General features: G+C 55.6%; 23 protein-coding genes. 12 read left to right on the top strand and 11 right to left on the bottom strand.

From position 1 onward, the window contains the following. The first annotated feature begins 2 nt into the window (after window positions 1-2). From cyoB to ACCC84_RS14660, 5 genes are all read left to right on the top strand, one after another. Entirely contained in the window at window positions 3-1994 is a 1992-nt protein-coding gene (gene cyoB, locus ACCC84_RS14680) for a cytochrome o ubiquinol oxidase subunit I (protein ID WP_039991049.1), read from the top strand. Continuing rightward, window positions 1984-2598: a cytochrome o ubiquinol oxidase subunit III gene (locus ACCC84_RS14675; protein WP_004954628.1), complete on the top strand. Its 615-nt coding sequence runs from the start codon at window positions 1984-1986 to the stop codon at window positions 2596-2598. The genes cyoB and ACCC84_RS14675 overlap by 11 nt, the downstream gene beginning before the upstream one ends. Beyond that, window positions 2598-2936, top strand: a complete 339-nt coding sequence (locus tag ACCC84_RS14670) for a cytochrome o ubiquinol oxidase subunit IV (protein ID WP_004954632.1) — start codon at window positions 2598-2600, stop codon at window positions 2934-2936. Before ACCC84_RS14675 ends, ACCC84_RS14670 begins: the two co-directional genes overlap by 1 nt. A gap of 17 nt (window positions 2937-2953) precedes the next feature. Further along, complete coding sequence (cyoE, locus tag ACCC84_RS14665) at window positions 2954-3844, top strand: heme o synthase (RefSeq protein ID WP_004954635.1); 891 nt, start codon at window positions 2954-2956, stop codon at window positions 3842-3844. A gap of 191 nt (window positions 3845-4035) precedes the next feature. Next, window positions 4036-5400 (top strand): MFS transporter, encoded by a 1365-nt coding sequence (locus ACCC84_RS14660; protein WP_371902024.1) that lies wholly within the window; start codon window positions 4036-4038, stop codon window positions 5398-5400. 68 nt (window positions 5401-5468) lie between these two features. Here the strand turns inward: ACCC84_RS14660 and ACCC84_RS14655 are convergent, their stop codons facing one another. Further along, window positions 5469-5960: a YajQ family cyclic di-GMP-binding protein gene (locus ACCC84_RS14655; RefSeq protein ID WP_004954641.1), complete on the bottom strand. Its 492-nt coding sequence runs from the start codon at window positions 5958-5960 to the stop codon at window positions 5469-5471. Between the two features lie 179 nt (window positions 5961-6139). On the opposite strand from ACCC84_RS14655, the gene panE reads away from it, so the two are divergent. Then, the gene (gene panE, locus ACCC84_RS14650) at window positions 6140-7045 is read left to right on the top strand and encodes a 2-dehydropantoate 2-reductase (RefSeq protein WP_039991051.1); all 906 of its coding nucleotides are present in this window, start codon (window positions 6140-6142) and stop codon (window positions 7043-7045) included. Then, window positions 7014-7610, top strand: a complete 597-nt coding sequence (gene yajL / locus ACCC84_RS14645; protein WP_233092331.1) for a protein deglycase YajL — start codon at window positions 7014-7016, stop codon at window positions 7608-7610. The genes panE and yajL overlap by 32 nt, the downstream gene beginning before the upstream one ends. 36 nt (window positions 7611-7646) lie before the next feature. Here yajL and ACCC84_RS14640 read toward each other — a convergent pair whose 3' ends face one another. The 3 genes from ACCC84_RS14640 to thiI form a co-directional block, all read right to left on the bottom strand. Continuing rightward, window positions 7647-9260 (bottom strand): ShlB/FhaC/HecB family hemolysin secretion/activation protein, encoded by a 1614-nt coding sequence (locus tag ACCC84_RS14640; RefSeq protein ID WP_371902023.1) that lies wholly within the window; start codon window positions 9258-9260, stop codon window positions 7647-7649. A gap of 49 nt (window positions 9261-9309) precedes the next feature. Continuing rightward, window positions 9310-10773 (bottom strand): filamentous hemagglutinin N-terminal domain-containing protein, encoded by a 1464-nt coding sequence (locus ACCC84_RS14635; protein ID WP_371902022.1) that lies wholly within the window; start codon window positions 10771-10773, stop codon window positions 9310-9312. Window positions 10774-11229: 456 nt separating this feature from the next. Then, a complete protein-coding gene (thiI, locus tag ACCC84_RS14630; protein ID WP_004954653.1) occupies window positions 11230-12678 on the bottom strand; it encodes a tRNA uracil 4-sulfurtransferase ThiI in 1449 nt (482 codons plus the stop codon). Between the two features lie 160 nt (window positions 12679-12838). Here thiI and xseB point away from each other — a divergent pair, with 160 nt between their 5' ends. The 4 genes from xseB (at window position 12839) to ACCC84_RS14610 (ending at window position 17034) form a co-directional block, all read left to right on the top strand. Continuing rightward, a complete protein-coding gene (xseB, locus tag ACCC84_RS14625; protein WP_004954655.1) occupies window positions 12839-13102 on the top strand; it encodes an exodeoxyribonuclease VII small subunit in 264 nt (87 codons plus the stop codon). Between the two features lie 6 nt (window positions 13103-13108). Further along, a complete protein-coding gene (ispA, locus tag ACCC84_RS14620; RefSeq protein ID WP_004954657.1) occupies window positions 13109-14011 on the top strand; it encodes a (2E,6E)-farnesyl diphosphate synthase in 903 nt (300 codons plus the stop codon). A gap of 82 nt (window positions 14012-14093) precedes the next feature. Beyond that, entirely contained in the window at window positions 14094-15959 is a 1866-nt protein-coding gene (dxs, locus tag ACCC84_RS14615) for a 1-deoxy-D-xylulose-5-phosphate synthase (protein ID WP_004954659.1), read from the top strand. A 100-nt stretch (window positions 15960-16059) separates the two neighbouring features. Next, complete coding sequence (locus tag ACCC84_RS14610) at window positions 16060-17034, top strand: aldo/keto reductase (RefSeq protein ID WP_004954661.1); 975 nt, start codon at window positions 16060-16062, stop codon at window positions 17032-17034. A gap of 34 nt (window positions 17035-17068) precedes the next feature. On the opposite strand, the gene pgpA is transcribed toward ACCC84_RS14610, so the two are convergent. The 6 genes from pgpA to nrdR all read right to left on the bottom strand — a co-directional run bounded on the left by pgpA (window position 17069) and on the right by nrdR (window position 21304). Continuing rightward, the gene (gene pgpA, locus ACCC84_RS14605) at window positions 17069-17563 is read right to left on the bottom strand and encodes a phosphatidylglycerophosphatase A (protein WP_198773365.1); all 495 of its coding nucleotides are present in this window, start codon (window positions 17561-17563) and stop codon (window positions 17069-17071) included. Between the two features lie 8 nt (window positions 17564-17571). Beyond that, a complete protein-coding gene (thiL, locus tag ACCC84_RS14600) occupies window positions 17572-18549 on the bottom strand; it encodes a thiamine-phosphate kinase (RefSeq protein WP_039991055.1) in 978 nt (325 codons plus the stop codon). 157 nt (window positions 18550-18706) lie between these two features. Further along, window positions 18707-19123 carry a transcription antitermination factor NusB gene (gene nusB / locus ACCC84_RS14595; protein ID WP_039991056.1) on the bottom strand — a complete coding sequence of 139 codons (417 nt, stop codon included), beginning with the start codon at window positions 19121-19123 and terminating at the stop codon, window positions 18707-18709. A 20-nt stretch (window positions 19124-19143) separates the two neighbouring features. After that, entirely contained in the window at window positions 19144-19614 is a 471-nt protein-coding gene (gene ribH / locus ACCC84_RS14590) for a 6,7-dimethyl-8-ribityllumazine synthase (RefSeq protein ID WP_004954670.1), read from the bottom strand. Window positions 19615-19730: 116 nt separating this feature from the next. Next, window positions 19731-20843: a bifunctional diaminohydroxyphosphoribosylaminopyrimidine deaminase/5-amino-6-(5-phosphoribosylamino)uracil reductase RibD gene (gene ribD, locus ACCC84_RS14585; protein WP_004954672.1), complete on the bottom strand. Its 1113-nt coding sequence runs from the start codon at window positions 20841-20843 to the stop codon at window positions 19731-19733. Between the two features lie 11 nt (window positions 20844-20854). Next, window positions 20855-21304: a transcriptional regulator NrdR gene (gene nrdR, locus ACCC84_RS14580; protein WP_004954675.1), complete on the bottom strand. Its 450-nt coding sequence runs from the start codon at window positions 21302-21304 to the stop codon at window positions 20855-20857. Between the two features lie 187 nt (window positions 21305-21491). Here nrdR and ACCC84_RS14575 point away from each other — a divergent pair, with 187 nt between their 5' ends. Continuing rightward, the gene (locus tag ACCC84_RS14575) at window positions 21492-22040 is read left to right on the top strand and encodes a SadB/YajI family lipoprotein (RefSeq protein ID WP_004954678.1); all 549 of its coding nucleotides are present in this window, start codon (window positions 21492-21494) and stop codon (window positions 22038-22040) included. Between the two features lie 110 nt (window positions 22041-22150). Here the strand turns inward: ACCC84_RS14575 and secF are convergent, their stop codons facing one another. Continuing rightward, the gene (gene secF, locus ACCC84_RS14570; protein WP_004954684.1) at window positions 22151-23119 is read right to left on the bottom strand and encodes a protein translocase subunit SecF; all 969 of its coding nucleotides are present in this window, start codon (window positions 23117-23119) and stop codon (window positions 22151-22153) included. Between the last annotated feature and the right edge of the window lie 7 nt (window positions 23120-23126).

The following is a 23126-nucleotide window of genomic DNA, read 5'->3' as shown; positions in this document are numbered from 1 at the left end:
TGATGTTGGGAAAATTAACGCTTGATGCGGTTCCGTACCATGAACCGATCATCATGGTCACCGTTGCTGCAATTATCGTTGGAGGCCTGGCACTGCTGGCGCTGCTAACATATTTGGGCAAATGGAAATGGTTGTGGAGCGAATGGCTGACCTCCGTTGACCATAAAAAAATTGGTATCATGTACATTATCGTGGCGATGGTCATGCTGTTGCGCGGTTTTGCCGATGCCATCATGATGCGTAGCCAGCAGGCGCTTGCGTCCGCCGGCGAGGCCGGATTCCTGCCGCCGCACCACTACGACCAGATCTTCACCGCCCACGGCGTGATCATGATCTTCTTCATGGCGATGCCTTTCGTGGTCGGCCTGATGAACGTGGTGGTTCCGCTGCAAATCGGTGCGCGTGACGTTGCCTTCCCGTTCCTGAACTCCCTGAGCTTCTGGTTCTTCGTGGTCGGTGTCGTCCTGATCAACATCTCCCTGGGGGTCGGTGAATTCGCACAGACCGGCTGGTTGGCGTATCCGCCACTGTCGGGCAAAGAGTACAGTCCTGGCGTCGGGGTCGATTACTGGATCTGGAGTCTGCAGATTTCCGGTCTGGGTACCTTGCTGACCGGTGTGAACTTCTTCGCCACCATTCTGAAGATGCGTGCCCCAGGCATGCCGCTGATGAAAATGCCGGTGTTCACCTGGGCAGCGCTGTGTACCAACGTGCTGATCATCGTTTCATTCCCAATTCTGACCGTCACCATTGCGTTGCTGACCCTGGATCGCTATCTGGGCACCCATTTCTTTACCAATGATATGGGCGGCAACATGATGATGTACATCAACCTGATTTGGGCCTGGGGCCACCCGGAAGTGTACATTCTGGTTCTGCCGGTGTTCGGTGTGTTCTCCGAAGTTACCGCGACCTTCTCGAAGAAACGCCTGTTTGGCTACACCTCTCTGGTGTGGGCAACCATCGCGATTACCGTGCTGTCGTTCATCGTATGGCTGCACCACTTCTTCACCATGGGGTCCGGCGCGAACGTTAACGCCTTCTTCGGTATTGCCACCATGATCATTTCCATCCCGACCGGGGTGAAAATCTTCAACTGGCTGTTCACCATGTATCAGGGTCGCATTCAGTTCAACTCGGCAATGCTGTGGACCATCGGCTTCATCATCACCTTCTCCATCGGTGGTATGACCGGCGTACTGCTGGCCGTTCCGGGTGCCAACTTCGTACTGCACAACAGCCTGTTCCTGATCGCGCACTTCCATAACGTGATTATCGGCGGTGTGGTGTTCGGTTGCTTTGCTGGCCTGACCTACTGGTTCCCGAAATCCTTCGGCTTCACGCTGAACGAAACCTGGGGTAAACGTGCCTTCTGGTTCTGGATCATCGGCTTCTTCGTTGCCTTCATGCCGCTGTATGCGCTGGGCTTTATGGGGATGACCCGTCGTATCAGCCAGAACATCAACCCTGAGTTCCACCCTCTGCTGCTGGTGGCTGCAGGTGGTGCGGTACTGATTGCCTGCGGTATCCTGTGTCAGTTGATTCAGATCTTCGTCAGCGTTCGTGACCGCGATCAGAACCGTGACCTGACCGGTGACCCATGGGGCGGCCGTACGCTGGAGTGGGCGACATCGTCTCCACCTCCATTCTATAACTTCGCTGTAGTACCAGAAATTCACGACCGTGATGCATTCTGGGACATGAAAGAAAAAGGCGAAGCGTATAAGAAACCGGCGAAATACGAACCGATCCATATGCCTAAGAATACCGGCGCCGGCGTTATCATCGCCTTCTTCAGCCTGATATTCGGTTTCGCAATGATCTGGGAAATTTGGTGGATGGCGCTGGCCGGCTTCATCGGCATGATCGTAGTCTGGATTGCCAAGAGCTTCGACCAAGATGTTGATTACTATGTGCAGGTTGACGAAATCGAGCACATTGAAAACCAACACTATGAACAAATCAGCAAAGCAGGCGTGAAACATGTCAACTGATACTCTGACTAACCATAACGCAGCCCATGCAGAGCATGGGCACCACGATGCAGGAGAAACCAAAGTCTTCGGATTTTGGATCTACCTGATGAGCGACTGTATTTTGTTTGCGAGCTTGTTCGCGACTTATGCAGTCCTGGTGAACGGGACCGCTGGCGGTCCCTCAGGCAAAGACATCTTCGATCTGAAGTTTGTTCTGGTTGAAACTTTCCTGCTGCTGTTCAGCTCCATCACCTACGGTATGGCGATGATCGGCATGAACAAAGGGAAAGTGGGCAGCGTCAATACCTGGCTGTTCCTGACCTTCCTGTTCGGTCTCGGCTTCGTGGCGATGGAAATCTATGAATTCCATCACCTGATCGCCGAAGGCTTCGGCCCGGATCACAGTGCATTCCTGTCCAGCTTCTTTGCGCTGGTCGGTACTCACGGTCTGCACGTGTCTGCCGGTCTGGTCTGGATCATCATCATGATGATTCAGGTGAGCAAGCATGGCCTGACGTCAACCAACAAGACTCGCCTGATGTGCCTGAGCCTGTTCTGGCACTTCCTGGACGTGGTCTGGATCTGCGTATTTACCGTTGTTTACCTGCTGGGGGTTATGTAATGAGCCATTCATCCCATGAAACCTCTCACGGCGGCGCAAGCCACAGCAGCGTTAAGTCATATGTGATCGGCTTTATTCTGTCGGTCATCCTGACGGTAATTCCATTCTCGATGGTCATGAGCGGCACCGCCTCTCATGCTACCATCCTGGCGGTCGTGGTCGGCATGGCGGTTATCCAGGTGATTGTTCACCTGGTTTACTTCCTGCACATGAATACCTCATCGGAAGAGCGCTGGAACCTGGTGGCATTGCTGTTCACCGCTATGATCATCGGTATCGTTGTTGTGGGTTCACTCTGGATTATGTACAACCTCAACATCAATATGATGGTCAGTTAAGAGCCGAGCTGCACGTGATGATTAAGCAATACCTGCAAGTAACCAAACCAGGAATTATTTTCGGCAATTTAATTTCTGTCGTTGGGGGATTCCTGTTGGCTTCCAAAGGAAGCATCGACTATCCCCTGTTTCTCGCTACCCTGGTGGGTGTCTCGTTGGTTGTCGCCTCGGGCTGTGTGTTTAACAACTACATTGACCGCGACATCGACAAGAAAATGGAGAGAACGAAGAATCGGGTGCTGGTAAAGGGCCTGATCGCGCCGAATGTCACTCTGGTTTACGCTACCGCGCTGGGTATTGCTGGTTTTGCGTTGCTGTATACCGCAGCCAACCCGCTGGCCATGTGGCTGGCGGTGATGGGCTTCGTAGTTTATGTCGGCGTCTATAGCCTGTACATGAAACGCCACTCGGTTTACGGCACCCTGATCGGCAGCCTGTCCGGCGCTGCGCCACCGGTTATCGGTTATTGCGCAGTGACCAACGAGTTCGACGCCGGTGCGTTGATCCTGCTGGCTATCTTTAGCCTGTGGCAGATGCCGCATTCTTATGCGATTGCCATCTTCCGCTTTAAAGATTACCAGGCGGCCAACATCCCGGTATTGCCGGTCGTAAAAGGTATTTCCGTAGCGAAAAACCACATCACGGTCTACATCCTGGCGTTTATGATTGCCACGCTGATGCTGACCCTGAGCGGTTACGCCGGTTATAAATACCTGGTGGTGGCGGCAGCCGTCAGCGTATGGTGGCTGGGCATGGCCCTGCGCGGTTACAAAACCGAAAATGACAGCATTTGGGCACGCAAACTGTTTGTGTTCTCAATCGTTGCCATCACTTCGTTGAGCGTGATGATGTCAATTGACTTCAGCGCTACCGCCTCACCGGACGCATTACTGACTTACGTTTGGTAACGAAAGGGCCGCTTAGCGGCCCTTTTTATTTGTCTCGTCGAAAATCGATCAAACTGTAATATCTGCTAAACAACAATACGTTTACCCCCCCTGCCCTTCACTTTAAAATGATGCATCTTTGCAGAGGCCATTCCGTCAGACGCTGTCGTTCAGAGTCTGACGGAATGGTTTTTATTGAGGTTTGATGGTGCATGAACGATAACACAATGACGCCGCTGGAACGCCGAGCGACTTGGGGACTAGGGACAGTATTTTCATTACGCATGCTGGGCATGTTTATGGTGCTGCCGGTTCTCACCACCTACGGCATGGCGCTGAATGGCGCCAGCGAGGCGTTGATCGGCATCGCCATCGGTATTTATGGCCTGGCGCAGGCCATTTTCCAAATCCCGTTCGGTTTGGTGTCCGACCGTATTGGCCGCAAACCGTTGATCGTCGGCGGCCTGCTGATCTTCGCGCTGGGCAGCGCGATCGCCGCAGTCAGCGATTCGATCTGGGGCATTATTATCGGTCGTGCGCTGCAAGGCTCGGGGGCGATTGCCGCCGCGGTCATGGCATTATTATCGGATCTGACGCGCGAGCAGAACCGCACCAAGGCGATGGCGTTTATCGGCATCAGCTTTGGCATTACCTTCGCTATCGCCATGGTGCTCGGCCCGATCGTCACCCATTCGCTGGGTCTGCATGCGCTGTTCTGGATGATCGCCGCGTTGGCGCTGGCCGGCATTGTCATCACGCTGGCGGTGGTGCCGTCGGCTGACAGTCACATATTGAATCGCGAATCGGGCATCGTGCGCGGCAGCTTTAGCAAGGTGCTGAGCAACTCACGCCTGCTGAAGCTGAATTTTGGCATTATGTGCCTGCATATTCTGCTGATGTCGAGCTTTGTCGCGCTGCCGCTGGCGATGGAAAAAGCCGGATTGGCCGCCAGCCAGCACTGGATGGTGTACCTGGTTACCATGTTGGTGTCGTTCGCCGCGGTGGTGCCGTTTATCATTTATGCCGAAATGAAGCGCCGCATGAAACAGGTATTCATGGGTTGCGTGGTGGTACTGTTCTGCGCTGAAGTGCTACTGTGGTTCTCCGGCCAGCACCTGTGGGGCATTATCGCTGGCGTGCAGCTGTTCTTTATGGCGTTTAACGTGATGGAAGCCATTTTGCCGTCGTTGATCAGCAAGGAATCACCGGCGGGCTACAAAGGAACGGCAATGGGCGTATATTCCACCAGCCAGTTTATCGGTGTGGCGATTGGCGGCAGTCTCGGCGGCTGGCTGTACGGGCTACAGGGCGCTGGCGCGGTGTTCATCGCTGGCGCGGTGATTGCCGCCGTCTGGTTTGTTGTCAGCAGCACCATGAAGGAACCGCCTTACGTCAGCAGCCTGCGCATTACGCTCTCCGAACTGGCCGTCAAGGATTCGGCGCTGGAAAGCCGTTTGAAAGCTCAGCCGGGAGTTGCTGATGTGGTTGTGGTGCCAGAGGAACGCAGTGCCTACGTGAAGATTGATACCAAACAGACCGATCGCGGCCGGCTAGAAGCGCTGGTCAACGCGCTCTAGAGCAAACACAGACCGGGCCATGCCGGTCTGTAGCTTTCTGATGCCGTACAATCACCGCCGCGACAATGTCAGTCGCGGAAATTCTTGAACTGGAACGGCTGCCCCAAATCCCCACCGCGCACCAGTGCCATAACGCTTTGCAGGTCGTCACGCGATTTACCGGTCACCCGCACCTCTTCGCCCTGGATCTGCGCCTGAACCTTCAGCTTGCTGTCTTTGATCAGTTTCACGATCTTCTTCGCCAGCGTGGTTTCAATACCCTGCTTCAATTTGGCGTTAACGCTATAGGTTTTGCCGCTGTGCTCCATCTCTTCAGGGATCTCCAGCGCCGCACCTTCTATACCGCGTTTGGCCAGTTTTTCACGTAAAATATCAACCAGCTGATTCACTTGGAAATCAGACTCGCTGGCTACCTTGATAGTTTCATTTTTTTCGTTAAGCTCGAAGCTGGCCGGAACATTGCGAAAATCCCAACGGGTGCCAAGATCGCGGGTCGCGTTCTCCACGGCGTTGCGTACTTCCTGCATATCAATTTCGGAAACGATGTCGAAAGATGGCATACTTCTTCCTCCTGAATTAAAGCCCAATTGAGCGGGCGATTTCGATGGCGAGCATGATACCCGCTTTACTGGCTCAGGCAAAACGCCAATGCCACGCTCAGCCCCCGAATCACAACGGAAAAGTCTATAATAAACCTGATATATGCGCGGGAAAACCGCCGTTACTCCAAGGAGGCTGGATGAAAATAACAATTCTTGGTTGCGGTGCACTCGGGCAACTGTGGCTTGCGCGGCTTTATCAGCAAGGCCATGATGTGCAGGGATGGTTACGCGTTCCGCAGCCGTTTTGCGCGGTTAACGTCATCGAGCCAGAGGGCAATTCCTTTAATCGCAATTTGCCTACCAACGATCCCGAACACCTGAGCCAGAGCGAATTGCTGCTGGTGACGCTCAAAGCCTGGCAGGTTTCTGGCGCGGTCAGCTCGCTATTGCCCAAGCTGAATCCGCAGTGCGCCATTTTGTTATTGCACAACGGCATGGGTACGCAAGATGAGCTACCGGCCACGCAGCAGCCGATGCTGCAAGGCACCACCACCCACGCCGCACGCCACGATGGCAATACCATTATTCATGTCGCCAATGGTACCACCCATATTGGCCCAACCAGCCCGGCGGCCACCCAGCTCAGTCATTTGGCGGAAGTATTGCATCAGGCGCTGCCAGATGTCGCCTGGCACAATAATATTGCCGCCGCCAACTGGCAAAAACTGGCGGTAAACTGTGTCATTAATCCGCTCACTGCGCTGTATGACTGCCGCAATGGCGATTTAGTGCAATACCCGGCGCAGATAACGGCGATTTGTCGCGAGGTTTCCAGCGTAATGGAAATGGAAGGACACCATACCTCATGCGAAGGTTTGCAGTATTACGTCATGCAGGTTATTGAAAGTACAGCGGATAATATTTCTTCGATGTTGCAGGACATCCGCGCCCAACGGCACACCGAGATCGATTACATTACCGGTTATCTACTGCGTCGGGCGCGCAGCCACGGCCTTATCCTAGAGGAAAATGCCCGGCTGTTTGATTTGATTAAGCGAAAGGAAAGTGTTTATGAACGTATTGGTCTGTCTGGCGCCTGGTAGCGAAGAAACCGAAGCCGTCACCGCCATCGACTTGCTGGTTCGCGCCGGCATTGACGTCACGACCGCCAGCGTAGCCAGCGATGGCGATCTGACCATTGTCTGTTCACGCGGTGTAAAGCTGCTGGCGGATGCCCCACTGGTGGCTATTGTTGACCAGCCATTTGACGCTATCGTGCTGCCCGGCGGAGTCAAAGGCGCGGAGTGTTTCCGTGACAGCCCGCTACTGGTAGAAAAAGTGCGGCAAATGCATTTACAAGGTAAGTACGTTGCTGCCATTTGCGCCGCACCAGCGCTGGTTTTACAGCATCACGATCTGTTCCCGGTCGGGAATATGACCGGCTTTCCTGGTTTGAAACAGCAAATCCCGCAAGATAAATGGATGGAACGCCGCGTGGTGTATGACGCACGGGTAAAGTTGCTGACCAGCCAAGGTCCCGGTACCGCCATGGAGTTCAGCCTGAAATTGATCGACCTGCTGTTGGGGAAAGCCAAAGCGGCTGAAGTAGCCGCACAGCTGGTATTGATCCCAGGGATGTACGATTACCGCGACGGCGAAGAAAATTAGGCCAGATGGCCGGCGCTACATTGCGCCGGCAGGCGATCAAAAACCGATTTGACTGGAGAACCCCAGCACCAGACGATCGGCTGGCAACGCTGCCGGTTTGATCAACGGCATGCCGGCAAAAATATCCATGAAAAATGGCCCCTTATCGGTTTGTATACCGAAGACGCCGCCAGCCAGTTTGCCGCCGACATCGCCCTGATGCTGACGCAGTTGTCCGTAATCAACCCCAACGTAGGGTTGTAGCATGTTGAGCTCCAGCATCAGCGTATTGCGTAGATAGCCTCCGTTGCTGCCGATCAGTTTATTGTCACCGCGAAATCCCCTTACCGTCGAACGATCGCCAATAAAACACTTGTCCTGTACCGGTTGCATCGCATCGGCGATTTGCCCTGACAGCTCACCAAGATAACGCAGACGATAGTCAGAAAGCGTAAACGGGCGCAGCACGCTACCAGCAAACTGCATCATAGGTTGCCGATTGTCGGCGCCGCTTCCCACCACCGCGTCAATGGCCAGGGAGATCTGCGCGTCTGCGGTGTAGTGCAAGTGGCTTGCCCCCAGCTTCAGGCTGGTCAGGCTGGCGCGTTGCAGGGCAATCTCGGTATCATTCAGATAATAGCGGTAGCTGCGTTGCAGCAACTGGCCGTTCAGCATGGTCTTTTGATTCATGCCGCGTGCGAGAGTGTATCGCGCCTGCATCCCCCAATACTCGGAGCGGCCGAGATAACGGTAATCTACTGCATGGCCATTGATGGTCTGCTGGTAACGACTGTCGCCCGCCAACGCGCCGAGGCTCCAAAAACCAAGCGGCAGACTGTAGTACAACGCGCGGCTTGCACTGTCTCGGCCTTGGGCCGCAAAAATGCTACGTGCCGCCGAGGCATACAACACGTCGTTTACGCCAGCCAGATTATCCAGATATAACGCGCCACCGGCCTGGTAACGGCCGGTTGAGCGCGTGCCCGCATCATCCAGCCAGGCGGTTACGCGCCAATATTTATCCTGGCGGCGAAAGATCTCGATGTCGCTCTCTCCGGGACGGGCTCCCGGAACAATGCGGATATCGCTGAGCACACCGGGTATCAGCCCGATGTTCTCCAGCCCTTGTTCCACACGCCGCAGATCCAGCACCTCGCCTGGTGCCAGAGGAAAGGTGAACGCCGGATGAAAATGCGGGCTACTGCCAGCACGCATGTTCAACTGCCCAATGCGGCCGTAATCCACATCAACCGTCAACCTTTCCGCTGCATGCCCCTCGCTGACCAGGCGTACCCGCGAAGTGATGTAACCTCTGGCAATCAGTTGATTTTGCAGTTGTCTTTGCATATGCGCCAGCCCCTGACTACCCAGGCAGTGCCCAACAGCGGATTGTGCCAGCCGGTTGAAAGCGCGTGGATTCTGCCGCTCTGTCGGCAGCGCGACGTGATGAATCACCACACAGGGCGACTCAACAATAAGCGGATCGAACGACGGCGGATGCTCCGATTCCGCCATCAGGCTGGCAGGCGCCGACGGCAACAGCTTGCGCTGCGTATCGCTGATAATGCTTTCCTGAGCGATGACCTCTTTAAGCTGTGGCGGGTACTGCTCAGCATGAGCGTCAATGCCGATCGCGGCAGCCAGCAATCCGATAAGAAGCGATTTTTTCATTTTTGCCCGCCAACGCCTCCGCACGCTGGCGGAGGCAATTGCCCCTGTTCTACCAGCTAAACGGCCAACCGTATGTTGGACGTTTGCGCGGCGGCAACGGCTTATTGATATCCCGCCCGTTATTGGTCACCACCCCGTTGCCGGCGGTCATGGTGCCCTCGTTGCGGAAACTGGTGCCAACGTGGCTGACGGTGCTCGCTGCGGTCACGCTGCCGCTATTGCGGAAAGTGGTGTCGCTAAGACTCACCGATGAATTCAGCGAGGAAATTTTGCCAGCGTTATTGAGAGTGGTGCCTTGGATATTGACCTTGCCGTTCGCTTTAATTACGCCGTTTTTGCCGTTCAGCATATTGCTGCTACCGATCTGCAACCTGCTGCCGGACAACAGTTGTCCGTCATTACGCAGCGTGGTGGCATTGAGCGACAACGGGGCGTTCAGCGACTGCATCTTGCCGCGGTTAGTCAGGCGGGTAGCGGCGACCTGCAGCCGATTAGCGTGGAACAGAGCGTTGTTTTGCAATTCGGTCGCCGTCACCGATACGTTCGGCCCGAGGATGTTGCCGTCGTTTTGCAACTGGGTCGCGCTAATGCTCAGCCGATCCGCGCCGATATCACGCTGATTGTATAGCGTCGTCGCGCTGATGCTGGCACTGCCGCCCTTGGCAAAAATCTGACCACGGTTGGCAACGCTGATATGGTTGAATGCGCCGCCGGAGCGTTGCTGCGCCGCATTGGCATTGGCGCTATTGACGCCAACGCCGTTTTCATTGGCCACCAGCCTGATCTTGCCGGCATACATTCCGCCCAGCTCGGAAACATCAATCAACACCTCAGGCCTGTCGCGAGAAAACGCGGCATTGCTGGCACCAGACAAATCCGCAGTGAGCGTTTTCTTGCCGGCGGAGACAAACAGCGCATCGGCATGTATCGCGGCGTTGACGTTGGCGGTGCGAGCAATGATCGCCGTGTAGTCGACGTCACCCTTTTTCATGCCCTGGCCATCCACCAGGATATTCCCTTGCTCGACCCGATAACCGCTAAAGGTGCCATTGCTGAACTGTAATTCCCCTGTGGTTAATACGCCGTTGCTGGCGTTAATAAACCCGCAGCCGTTACAGGTGATACCTGTTTTATTGGCAATCACCACGTCGGCGCGCTGCCCGGCCACTTCCACCATACCATTAAGAATACTTTTATTGGCTGAATCAACCTCATTGAGAATAACCGTCGCGGCACGACCGTTAAATTGACTATTTCCCGCTACCGCGCCAGCCAGCGTGGTTTGTGCACCGGCAAGGCTGTTATTCAGGATCGCGCCCTGCGCCCCGACGTCAAATTGCGAATAGCGGTTATGGGATACGCCATCCTGACTCGGCGCGTTGATGTTCACTACCGGTACCTGATTGACCTGGCTCACTGCACCCGCTGCTTGCGGGGTGATTTCCGCCTGGGCGGACAGACTCGACCCCAGCAGCGTCAATGCAGAAAGCAGCGTTACCCTTGTGATTTCCATTGGCCTTCTCCTTGCATAAAATAACTCATCCATTATTTTCATATAACCCACTCGCCAGCTTGACGTTCAAAACAGCCGGTGCGCCAGCGGATTATTCCTTTATAAAAAACGTAAGCTAACAACTTACGAAAATAATTCACACGACCGATAAACACGACGAAAAATACATAAATTAATTATGATTAAAAGCATCAGATCCGCGACAATTACCTAGCAGTGAATAACAGGCAGTCGCTCAATCATTGCGACAGAAATCAACTATAACGATAGTCGTAAATTAAAAAATCAATTATTTCTTAATATATTTAATATGAAAATAATAAAGAAACTTCAGTAAATATATTTATATATTCGAAGCCGTATAATGGGAAGTAACGCTGGCGGACACCGCAGCAGGACAATGAAGGGATAAGCAAGCCGGCGTCAGACAACGCCGGCAATGCTTGGTCGGTAGGACTACGGGCGGTAGACCTTGATATTGCCGTAGCCCTGCTCAATCAGGTACAGCGCCTGCAAGCGGCTCATTACGCCACGCTCACAGTACAGCAGATAGGTTTTACTCTGATCCAGATCGGCAAACTGGCTGCCAAGCTTATAAAACGGCAGCGACTTCACCTCGACCTGCTGCAGTTGCAATGGTCGCTCATCCTGTTCGTCAATCGCACGAATATCCAGTATCACCTCGTCGGCGCCAAATGCCGCCACGGTTTCCACTTCGGTGACCTGCTGTTGCATATCGCTGGCGATGGTACGGATATCGACGTTCTTGGCTTCGCGCACCACACGCTCGAGGATCTCGAAGTCGAAATGCCCTTCTTCTTCTTCGATTTTCTCTTTGACCGCTTTTACCGTTGGATTTTTGGAGATCACGCCACAGTATTCCGGCATGGTTTTGGCGAAATCTTCGGTACCGATCTGCCGCGCGACGTTAATGATGTGCTCTTTGTCGTGCGAAATCAGCGGCCGCAGGATCAACGTGTCGGAGGCGTTGTCAATCAGGCGCAGGTTGGTCAGCGTCTGGCTGGAAACCTGTCCCAGCGCTTCGCCGGTCACCAATGCCTGCACGCCGTAGCGCTCCGCCACTTTAGACGCTGCGCGCACCATCATGCGTTTCAGCACCACGCCCATCTGGCCGTCATCGACCTTTTCCAGGATCTCACCGACCACCGGTTCAAAATCAATCGCCACGAAACGCACCTTGTGCGAACTGCCGAAACGGTTCCACAAATAGTGCGCCACCTGCTTGACGCCGATTTCATGCGCCGAGCCGCCGAGGTTGAAGAAACAATAATGTACCCGACAGCCGCGACGCATCAGCATATAGCTGGAGACGCCGGAGTCGAAGCCACCGGAAATCAGCGACATCACGTCTTCCTGGGTACCGATCGGATAACCGCCGATACCTTCGCGACGCGCCTTCACCAGCATCAGCTTGTCGTCTTCGATCTCCAGGTTAACCGTTACCTGGGGACGCGTCAGATTGACGCGCGCGCTCTCAATATGCTGATTCAGGCCGCCGCCAACGTAACGTTCCACGTCCTGCGAATTGAAATCCTGCTTGCCGCGACGTTTTACCCGCACGCAGAAGGTCTTACCTTCCAGCTGTTGGCGATAGGCCTCCAGCGTTTGTTCAAAAATGTGGTGGATATCGGTGTATTCACGATCTTCCACTTCCAGAATATGGTGAATACCGGGGATACGCGTCAGCGCATCGGCAATCACCGGACGCTGGTTTTCGTCCTTGGCGCGGACTTCGATGAAGTCCCAATGACGAACAACCGCCAGGGTTTCATCATACTGCTTCAGAACGTTACGGATGTTGGTCGTCAGAATCTTAATGAAGCGCAAGCGCACAGATTGACTCTTGATGGTGATTTCCGGGAACAATTTAATGATAAACTTCATGGCGGTCTTTATGGTCAGATAAAATTAACGGTGCGGAGTATATCACCATCTGGTATGGCTCTGCGCACAAAACCACACGCGCACGCCATGATTTGCTAATCAAGATCCGCTAGGATAGGCTCTGGCGCCACTGTTCACATGATGATGTAAAAAGAAAATTATGCCTAAAAAACCCGCGCAATCAGACAGTACCGAGCAAAACGTCAGTTTTGAAAACTCCCTCACCGAGCTGGAGAGCATCGTGACACGCCTGGAATCCGGCGAGCTGCCGCTGGAAGACGCGTTGAATCAATTTGAGCGCGGCGTACAATTGGCGCGTCAGGGTCAGCAAAAGTTGCAGCAGGCGGAGCAGCGCGTACAGATTTTATTGAACGATAGCAACGATGATGCCGCATTAACGTCTTTTACCCCGGATGCCGAGTAATTATTGATGTCTGACTTTAACAGCCAGTTGCAGGTTTATCGTCAACGTGCCGACGATGCGTTACTGGGGTTTATCGCCCCGCTGCCGTTTAATAAAGACGCGATGGTCGAAGCCATGCGTCACGGCGCGTTATTGGGTGGAAAGCGCCTGCGCCCGTTCCTGGTTTACGCTACTGGCGAGATGTTCGGTGTATCGCTGAATAATCTCGATGTGCCGGCTGCCGCCATAGAATGCATCCATGCCTATTCGCTGATCCACGACGATCTGCCGGCGATGGACAATGACGATCTACGCCGTGGCCAGCCGACCTGCCACATCAAGTTTGGCGAAGCCAATGCCATCCTGGCCGGCGACGCGCTGCAAACGCTGGCATTCTCGATCCTGGCCGATGCCGATATGCCCGACGTCGCGCTGCGCGACAGGTTGGCGATGGTGTCTGAACTGGCCGGCGCCAGCGGCGTTGCCGGCATGTGCGGCGGTCAGGCTCTGGATCTGGCGGCCGAGGGTCGTCAGATTAATCTGGAAGCGCTGGAGCAGATCCACCGGCTTAAAACCGGGGCATTGATCCGCGCCGCGGTGCGCCTGGGCGCGCTGGCAGCGGGTGAACCGGGCCGAGCGGCGCTGGTGCAGCTCGATCGTTACGCCGCGGCGATTGGCCTGGCGTTCCAGGTTCAGGATGACATTCTCGACGTCATCGGCGAAACTGCCAAAATAGGAAAGCGCCAAGGGGCCGACCAGCAGCATGGCAAGAGCACCTATCCTGCGCTGCTCGGGTTGGAAAACGCCAAAGCCAAAGCCAGCGATTTGCACCTGGAAGCCTTGGCCGCGCTGGATACGCTGGCGGCACACTCTTACAATACCGCGCCATTAAGGGCGTTAGCCAGCTTCATTATTGAACGCGACAATTAACGTGTGACGTTATCGCCATTGGCTGTCATTGTGCCACAGGCTCAATGGACAATTAATGGCATACCTCTGATATGAGTATCGAATGAGTCTTGATATAGCCAAATACCCAACGTTGGCGCTGGCGGATAACCCCGAGGAACTCCGCTCGTTGCCAAAAGAAAGCCTGCCGAAGCTGTGCGACGAGCTGCGGCAATATTTGCTGGACAGCGTCAGCCGCTCGAGCGGCCACTTTGCTTCCGGGCTGGGTACCGTCGAACTGACGGTGGCGTTGCACTACGTTTACAACACCCCGTTCGATCATCTGGTATGGGATGTTGGTCACCAGGCTTACCCGCATAAAATTCTAACCGGTCGCCGCGATCGCATCTCGACCATTCGCCAAAAGAATGGCTTGCATCCTTTCCCTTGGCGCGCTGAAAGCGAATACGACGTGTTGTCGGTTGGCCATTCATCGACGTCGATCAGCGCCGGCCTAGGCATGGCCGTAGCCGCCGCACGCGAAGGCAAGGGCCGCCGTACGGTATGCGTGATTGGCGACGGCGCGATTACCGCCGGTATGGCATTTGAAGCAATGAATCACGCCGGCGACATCGATCCGGACATGCTGGTGGTCTTGAACGACAACGAAATGTCGATCTCGGAAAACGTCGGCGCGTTGAATAACCATCTGGCGCAATTGCTGTCGGGAAAACTGTATTCCACGCTGCGCGAAGGCGGCAAAAAAGTGCTTTCCGGCCTGCCGCCGATCAAGGAACTGATCAAGCGCACCGAAGAACATTTGAAGGGTATGGTAGTTCCGGGCACGCTGTTCGAAGAGCTGGGCTTTAATTACATCGGCCCGGTCGACGGTCACGACGTACAGGGACTGGTCGCCACGCTGAAGAACATGCGCGATCTGAAAGGGCCACAGCTGCTGCATATCATGACCAAGAAAGGCCGTGGTTATGCGCCGGCAGAAAAGGATCCGATCAGCTTCCATGCGGTACCCAAGTTCGATCCGGCCAGCGGCACTCTGCCGAAGAGCGCCGGCGGTCTGCCGACCTATTCTAAAATATTTGGCGAATGGCTGTGTGAAACCGCCGCCAAGGACAGCGCCCTGATGGCCATCACGCCCGCGATGCGCGAAGGCTCGGGCATGGTGCAATTTTCTCGCGATTACCCACAGCAATACTTCGACGTGGCGATCGCCGAACAGCACGCGGTCACCTTTGCCGCCGGCCTGGCGATTGGCGGTTACAAGCCGGTGGTGGCGATTTACTCCACCTTCCTGCAACGCGCCTACGATCAGGTGATCCACGACGTGGCGATCCAGAATTTGCCGGTGCTGTTCGCCATCGATCGCGGCGGTATTGTCGGTGCCGATGGGCAGACCCACCAAGGGGCGTTCGATCTCTCCTTCCTGCGTTGTATCCCGAATATGGTGATCATGACGCCGAGCGATGAAAACGAATGCCGTCAAATGCTGTTTACCGGCTATCACCACAACGACGGCCCAAGCGCGGTGCGTTACCCGCGTGGCAACGGTACCGGTGCCACACTGGAGCCGCTGGCCGCGTTGCCGCTGGGTAAAGGCGTGGTACGCCGCGAAGGCGAGAAAGTCGCCATTCTCAACTTCGGCACCCTGCTGCCGGAAGCACAGTTGGCCGCCGAGGCGCTCAATGCCACGCTGGTCGACATGCGTTTCGTCAAACCGCTGGATGAAGCGCTGGTGCTGGAAATGGCCGCCAGCCACCAAGCACTGGTGACGCTGGAGGAAAACGCCATCATGGGCGGTGCCGGCAGCGGCGTTAATGAACTGTTAATGGCCAAACGCCGCGTAGTACCGGTGCTGAACATCGGCCTGCCGGACGCCTTTGTACCGCAGGGTGGCCAGGACGAGATCCGCCACGATCTGGGCCTTGATGCCGCCGGTATTCAACGCCAAATCACCAACTGGCTGGCAGAATAAACCTTCTGGGGCTTCACTGAAGCCCCTTTTGTTCAATATCCCCCTCCTCGCGCCCCGATAATCCGCTACAGTTACTGTCGGAGCTAAACCGGAGGCAAGCATGAAGTATGTAAAACTGGGTAATACCGATCTTAACGTATCCCGCATCTGTCTGGGTTGCATGACCTATGGCGAACCCAATCGTGGCAATCACGCCTGGACCCTGCCGGAAGAGAGCAGTCGCCCGCTGCTCAAACAGGCGCTAGAAGCGGGCATCAACTTTTTTGACACCGCCAACAGCTATTCAGACGGCAGCAGCGAAGAGATCGTCGGCCGTGCGCTACGTGATTATGCGCGCCGTGACCAGGTGGTGATCGCCACCAAAGTGTACTTTCCGCTTAGCAATCTGGAGCGTGGCCTGTCGCGCGGCAAGATTATGCAATCGATCGACGATAGCCTGAAGCGACTGGGCACCGATTATGTCGATCTGCTGCAAATCCACCGCTGGGATTACGAGACGCCGCTCGAAGAAACACTGGAAGCGCTGCATGAGGTGGTCAAGGCCGGTAAGGCTCGTTATATCGGCGCCTCGTCGATGTATGCCTGGCAGTTTGCCAAAGCGCTTTACACCGCCGATTTACACGGCTGGACGCGCTTTGCCACCATGCAAAACCAATATAATCTGATTCAGCGGGAAGAAGAGCGTGAAATGCTGCCATTGTGCGCGGCGGAAGGGATTGCCGTCATGCCATGGAGCCCGCTGGCGCGCGGACGACTAACGCGTCCGTGGGGTGAGAGCACCGCCCGTCTGGTCTCGGACGAGTTTGGCAAAAGCCTGTATGACGACACCGCAGGCACTGACCAGATCATTGCCGAACGTGTAGCGACCATCGCCGAACAGCGCGGCGTTTCGCGCGCTCAGGTGGCGCTGGCCTGGCTGCTGAGTAAACCGGTCGTCACCACCCCGATTGTCGGCGCCTCGCGCAGCGAGCAACTGGAAGACGCCATTGCCGCCGTCGATCTGACGTTGAGCTCGCTTGACATTGCCGAATTGGAAACGGCCTATGTGCCGCATCGCGTCACCGGGTTTGAATAACCAACGGGGCGCTCGCTGGCGCCCCGTTACACGATCAAAATAGTCCGATCGGCCAATGGTGGCCTATCAGATAGATCACCCCGGCGGCAATTACCCCGGCGACGATATCGTCGATCATGATGCCCATGCCGCCGTGCACGTTGCGATCAAACCAGCGAATCGGCCACGGTTTCCAGATATCCAGCAGGCGGAAAATCACAAAACCGGCGGCAACCCAGCGCCAGTCGTTGATAGGCAACGCCATCAGCGTGATCCACATCCCGACAAACTCATCCCAGACGATGCTGCCATGATCGTGCACACGCATGTCTTTCGCCGTCTGATGGCACAGATAGACACCGATACAGATGCTGAACATCACCAACAGCGAATAGAGCTGCCACGGTAACTGGATCAGCAGCAACCAGAACGGTATCGCCGCCAATGACCCGACGGTGCCGGGCATGATCGGCGAGAGTCCACTGCCGAAGCCGGTGGCCAGCAGGTGCCATGGGTTGCTTAAACGCAACCGGCGCGTCGCTTCATCCATGCAATGCCCTATTCCACGCTAAAGTGATCAAAACCGGCCCACGGCAAATCCACCGCCTTGTCGTCGCGCAAGAATTGCAGGCCTTCGGAAAGCGGCCCTATCTGGCCAATACAGGTGTAATCGGCGCCCAAATGGCTCAGCGCCACTTCCAGCGCGCCACGGTTGATCTCCGGCACCGTAAAGCATAGTTCGTAATCCTCGCCGCCGGTCAACGCCCAGCGCAATGCCTGCTCGGCATCGCTATGGCCGGTCAGCGCCTGCGACATCGGCAATTCACCCAGATCGATACGCGCGCCGCACTCACTGGCTTTCAACAGGTGTTTCAGATCGGAAATCAGACCGTCGGAAAGGTCGATCGCCGCACTGGCCAGATCGCGCAACGCCTGCCCTTGCAATACCCGTGGCTGCGGCCGTAAATGACGTCCCAACAGATAATTGCGCGCGCTGGCATCGGCTACCGACAGACGATCCTGTAAAATGGCCAAACCGGCGGCGCTGTCACCCAGCGTACCGGTAACGTAAATCCAGTCGCCGATACGCGCCCCACCACGCGTTAATGCGCGTCCGGCAGGGATCAGGCCATTGATGGTCAGTGTCATGCTGAGCGGGCCACGGGTGGTGTCACCGCCAATCAGCTGCATGCCATAATAATTGAGCTGCTCGAACAGGCTATCGCTAAAGGCCTTCAACCAGCTCTCATCAACGCTTGGCAAGGTCAATGCCAGCGATAACCAGGCAGGATCGGCGCCCATCGCCGCCAGATCGCTGAGGTTTACCGCCAGCGCCTTGTAGCCAAGATCGGCCGGATCGATATCCGGCAGGAAGTGAACGCCCGCAACCAGGGTATCGGTACTGACGGCCAAAAGCTGTTTTTCTGCCACTGTCAGCAGTGCGCAGTCATCTCCAATGCCCAACTGTACGTCCCGGCGTACGCTCTTGAACCGGTCAAAATAGCGGGCAATGAGGTCAAATTCGCCGCATGCCATAATCATATTCCAATAGACTTTTCATCGCTCATGTTACCCACTCGGCCCTGTCCCCTGCCATTGACTTGGTCAAAACCAGGAATCGCTGCACCGGGCGGTGCAAAATGAATGACGTGGTGTACAGATGAATTTAAGGCCGGTAAACCGGCCTTAAAATTTATTTCTTCTTGCGGATGCTTGGCGCTGCTTTATCCAGCACGCCATTCACAAACTTGTGGCTATCTTCGGCACCGAAGGTTTTCGCCAGTTCGATTGCTTCATTGATTGCCACTTTGTAAGGGACATCTTCACGCATTTTCAGTTCAAACAGCGCAATGCGCAGCACCGCTTTTTCTACCTGGCCCAGCTCTTCGAGCTGACGAGACAGGTAAGGCGCCATCAGAGCATCCAACGTACCTGCATTCACTGCCACGCCGGACAGCAGCTCGCGAAAATAGGCGATGTCAACGTCTTTGACATCCTGCTCCGTCAGGAACTGTAATTCAACATCGGCAATGTCATTTTTTGACAACTGCCAAGAGTAAAGCGCTTGAACAGCGCACTCACGAGCGCGGCGACGAGCAGCAGGTTTCACGGAATTCCCCTTAACTAAATTCAGGCTTTAATAGCTTTGATAACATTAATCATTTCAAGTGCGGTCAGGGCAGCTTCTGCGCCTTTGTTGCCCGCTTTGGTGCCGGCACGCTCGATCGCTTGTTCGATGCTTTCGGTGGTCAGAACGCCAAAGGCAACCGGGATTTCAGCGTTCAGAGAAACGCTGCCCAGGCCAGAACTGGCTTCGCCTGCCACATATTCAAAGTGCGCGGTTCCCCCGCGGATCACCGTGCCCAGCGCGATAACGGCGTCGTACTTGCCAGTATTGGCCAACACGCGAGCGGTCAACGGCAGCTCATAGGCACCCGGTACCCAGACAACGGTGATATTGTCGTCTGCAACCTGGCCAATGCGTTTCAGCGCATCGATGGCGCCTTCCAGCAGGCTGTCGTTGATGAAATTGTTAAAACGTGCAATTGCGATCGCCACACGGGCATTTGGAGTAGCAACAACACCTTCGATAACGTTCATGGGCTTTCCTTAAAAATGGGTTCAATACCCCGCAGGGGGGCGGATTCTATCATATTCTTTGCACGCCTGCGCGGCGGTTTTGTAAAACCCGACGGGCTACCGTGCTGCAGGGCTGATTACGGGTGTTTGGCTTTCAGGCGCAAGCGTAAATCCGGCCCGACCTGCCGCACCTCGCTGAAGACGAACTCCGGTGCATCGATCAGTTGTTCCAGTCCCGGCAGGTGACAAAGGCCACGGCCATTATCCCCCAACAGTTTTGGCGCGATGTACAAAATGAGCTCGTCCACCAGGCCGGCCTGCAATAATGCACCGGACAGCCGGGCGCCCGCTTCCACCCAGATCGAATTCACCTGACGTTTCGCCAACTGCATCATCATCACTACCAGATCGATACCGCCGCCGTGCGCCGGGAATTGCAACTGTTCGACGTTTTGTGGCCATAAACCCTGGTCCGGCTGCAAACGCGCCAGCCAGGTGGTGCCGGGTTGCTGGATCAACTTATGCTGAGGCGTGACGCGGTTGTGACCGTCGAGAATGATCCGCAGCGGCTGGCGCAGGTTTTCACGCGGATAGCTACGCTGAGTTTCTGCGTCCAGTTCATCCCAACGCACCGTCAGCGATGGATCGTCCGCCAGCACGGTGGCGCTGGTACTGAGTATCGCCGCACTTTCGGCGCGTAAACGCTGTACGTCCTGACGCGCCTGGGGGGAGGTAATCCACTGGCTTTCACCGGAAGCCATCGCGGTGCAGCCATCGAGTGAAGCCCCCAGTTTGAGTTGCACATAGGGGAAACCGGTACGCATGCGCTTGAGGAACCCCAGGTTGACCGCTTCGGCTTCGGCCAGCATCAGGCCATGCCGCACCTCGATGCCCGCCTGCTGCAGTTTGTACAGCCCGCGCCCGGCGACCTGCGGATTGGGATCCTGCATCGCCGCCACCACGCGGCTGACGCCGGCATCGATCAGGGCGTCGGCACACGGCGGCGTGCGGCCATGATGGCTACAGGGTTCCAGCGTAACGTAGGCGGTGGCACCGCGTGCTCGCTTACCGGCCATGCGCAGCGCATGCACTTCGGCATGCGGTTCACCGGCGCGCAGATGATACCCCTCACCAACGATCTGGCCATCGCGCACAATGACGCAGCCGACGTTGGGGTTCGGCGCGGTAGTAAATCGCCCTAACCGCGCCAGTTCAAAGGCGCGCGCCATATACAATTCGTCGTTGTGCATTTCGAAACCTGTCAGTCCTGGAGCCTGGCGATCTCTTCGCCGAACTCGCGGATATCTTCAAAACTGCGATAAACCGAAGCAAAGCGGATGTAAGCCACCTTGTCCAGTTTCTTCAGCGCGTCCATTACCAGATTGCCGACCATTTTCGTCGGCACTTCACGCTCGCCGGTGGCCCGCAACTGGGATTTTATATGGTTGATGGCGTTTTCCACATCATCGGAGCTGACCGGGCGCTTTTCCAGCGCTTTCAGCATGCCGCGACGCAGCTTGTCCTCATTGAAAGGCTCACGTACCTCGTCACTTTTGATCACGCGCGGCATCACCAGTTCCGCCACCTCAAAGGTGGTAAAGCGTTCGTTACAAACCAGACACTGACGACGACGGCGCACCTGTGAGCCATCGCCTACCAGACGGGAATCAATCACTTTGGTATCAACAGCAGCGCAAAAAGGGCAATGCATAACACGTCCTGACAAGCGTTCTCATAGTTGAGAATAGTTTACCGCGAAGTTTGGTTACAACAAAGGGCATGGGGCATTTGTTGCGACGCCACGCCGCTTGACGCGGCATTGTACCGGTGTGCGCATGACTTTCATCGCGATTGCGACTAAGCTGATAACAGGAGTTATTGAATAGGAAATCACTGCCATGACAATTAGTTATCGTAAAGTTCTCTTGCTTGGCGCCCTGGTTACGCTGGCTGGCTGCGCGCAGAATCGCGAAGTGCCGAAATTGCAGAACCAGATGGTCGAGCTGAACCAAAAGCTGAATACGCTAACCGACCAGGCCACGGCGCTGGAGCGCCAGAATCAGTTGAACAGCAACTCCGCCAGCGGCGTGTATCTGCTGCCGACCGCCAATACTGGCGCACGTTTGCAAAGCGCACTCGGCGAACTGAGCGTATCACTTAGCCATGTGAAGACCGAAGCTAACGGTACCCAGGCAATACTGCATATACGCACGCTCTCCGGTAAATCGCTGCCAGCCTTCAAGGCCATGGTGGAATGGGGTCAACTGGACGCCAACGGCCAGTTGCAGAGCGCCGGAGCGCTTTCGCAACCTATCCAGAGCGGTGAATCTCTGCTGTCGAAAACCGAGCAGAGCTTTGAGCTGCGTTTCAGCGGCGTAACTCCGCAACAGCTGGGTTACATTCGCCTGCACGAGGTCGAGCCGCTCGGCGCTGACGTGGCAAAATAACCCCGTTCACCACGCTGCCGGCTCCCTCGGCCTACACCAATGCCGACTGCGTCATCAAAATAAAAAAAGAGCGCCAATCGGCGCTCTTTTTTCAGCTTGACCTACCGCAATCAGGGCAGAATTGAAGGCTGATCGGCGCCTTCTTTCTCTACTTTCTGCTGCAGCATGTGTTCACGCTTCATACCCAGCTTCAACGCCAGCGCAGACGCGACGTAGATGGAGGATACGGTACCGATGGACACGCCGATCAGCATCGCCAGCGAGAAGCCATGCAGCATCGCACCGCCAAAGATGTACAGCATCAGTACCACCATCAGGGTGGTCCCGGAGGTCATCAATGTACGGCTCAGCGTCTGGGTCAGCGACACGTTGATAATTTCGTAAGAGGTACCGCGACGGATCTTGCGGAAGTTCTCACGAATACGGTCGGAAACCACGATGCTGTCGTTCAACGAGTAGCCGATGACCGACATCAAGGACGCCACGATGGTCAGATCGACTTCGATATGGAACAGTGACAGCACCCCGAGGGTGATCACCACGTCGTGTGCCAGCGCAATAACCGCCCCAGCCGCCAGACGCCATTCAAAGCGGAAACCAACGTAAATCAAGATACAGATCAACGCCACCAGCAGCGCCATGCCGCCGTTTTGCGCCAATTCACTACCCACGCTCGGGCCAACGAACTCAACGCGCTTGACGGTGGCGTTTTTATCCACTGACGCGTTAATCACGCTGATCACCTTGTTGCCCAGCTCCTGACCGGCAGGGCCGGTCACCGGAGGCATACGCACCATGATGTCGCGGCTGCTGCCAAAGTTCTGCAGAACCGGATCCTTGAACCCGGCCTTTTCCAGCGTATCGCGCATCAGATCCAGGTTCGCCGGCTGTTCCAGGTTGATTTCAATCACCGTACCGCCGGTGAAATCCAGACCCCAGTTAAAGCCACGAACCGACATTACGGTAATCGACGCGATCAACAGCAGCAATGAGATGCCGAAGGCCACGTAATCCCAGCGCATAAAGTCATACACTTTACGGCCGTAGTTGAGTTGTTCAACAGTATAATCCTGTGCCACAACGCAC

Origin of the sequence: Serratia odorifera (assembly GCF_041448735.1) — a bacterium.
Lineage (GTDB): Bacteria > Pseudomonadota > Gammaproteobacteria > Enterobacterales > Enterobacteriaceae > Serratia_F > Serratia_F odorifera.
This window is presented reverse-complemented; position numbering and strand designations above follow the sequence as displayed.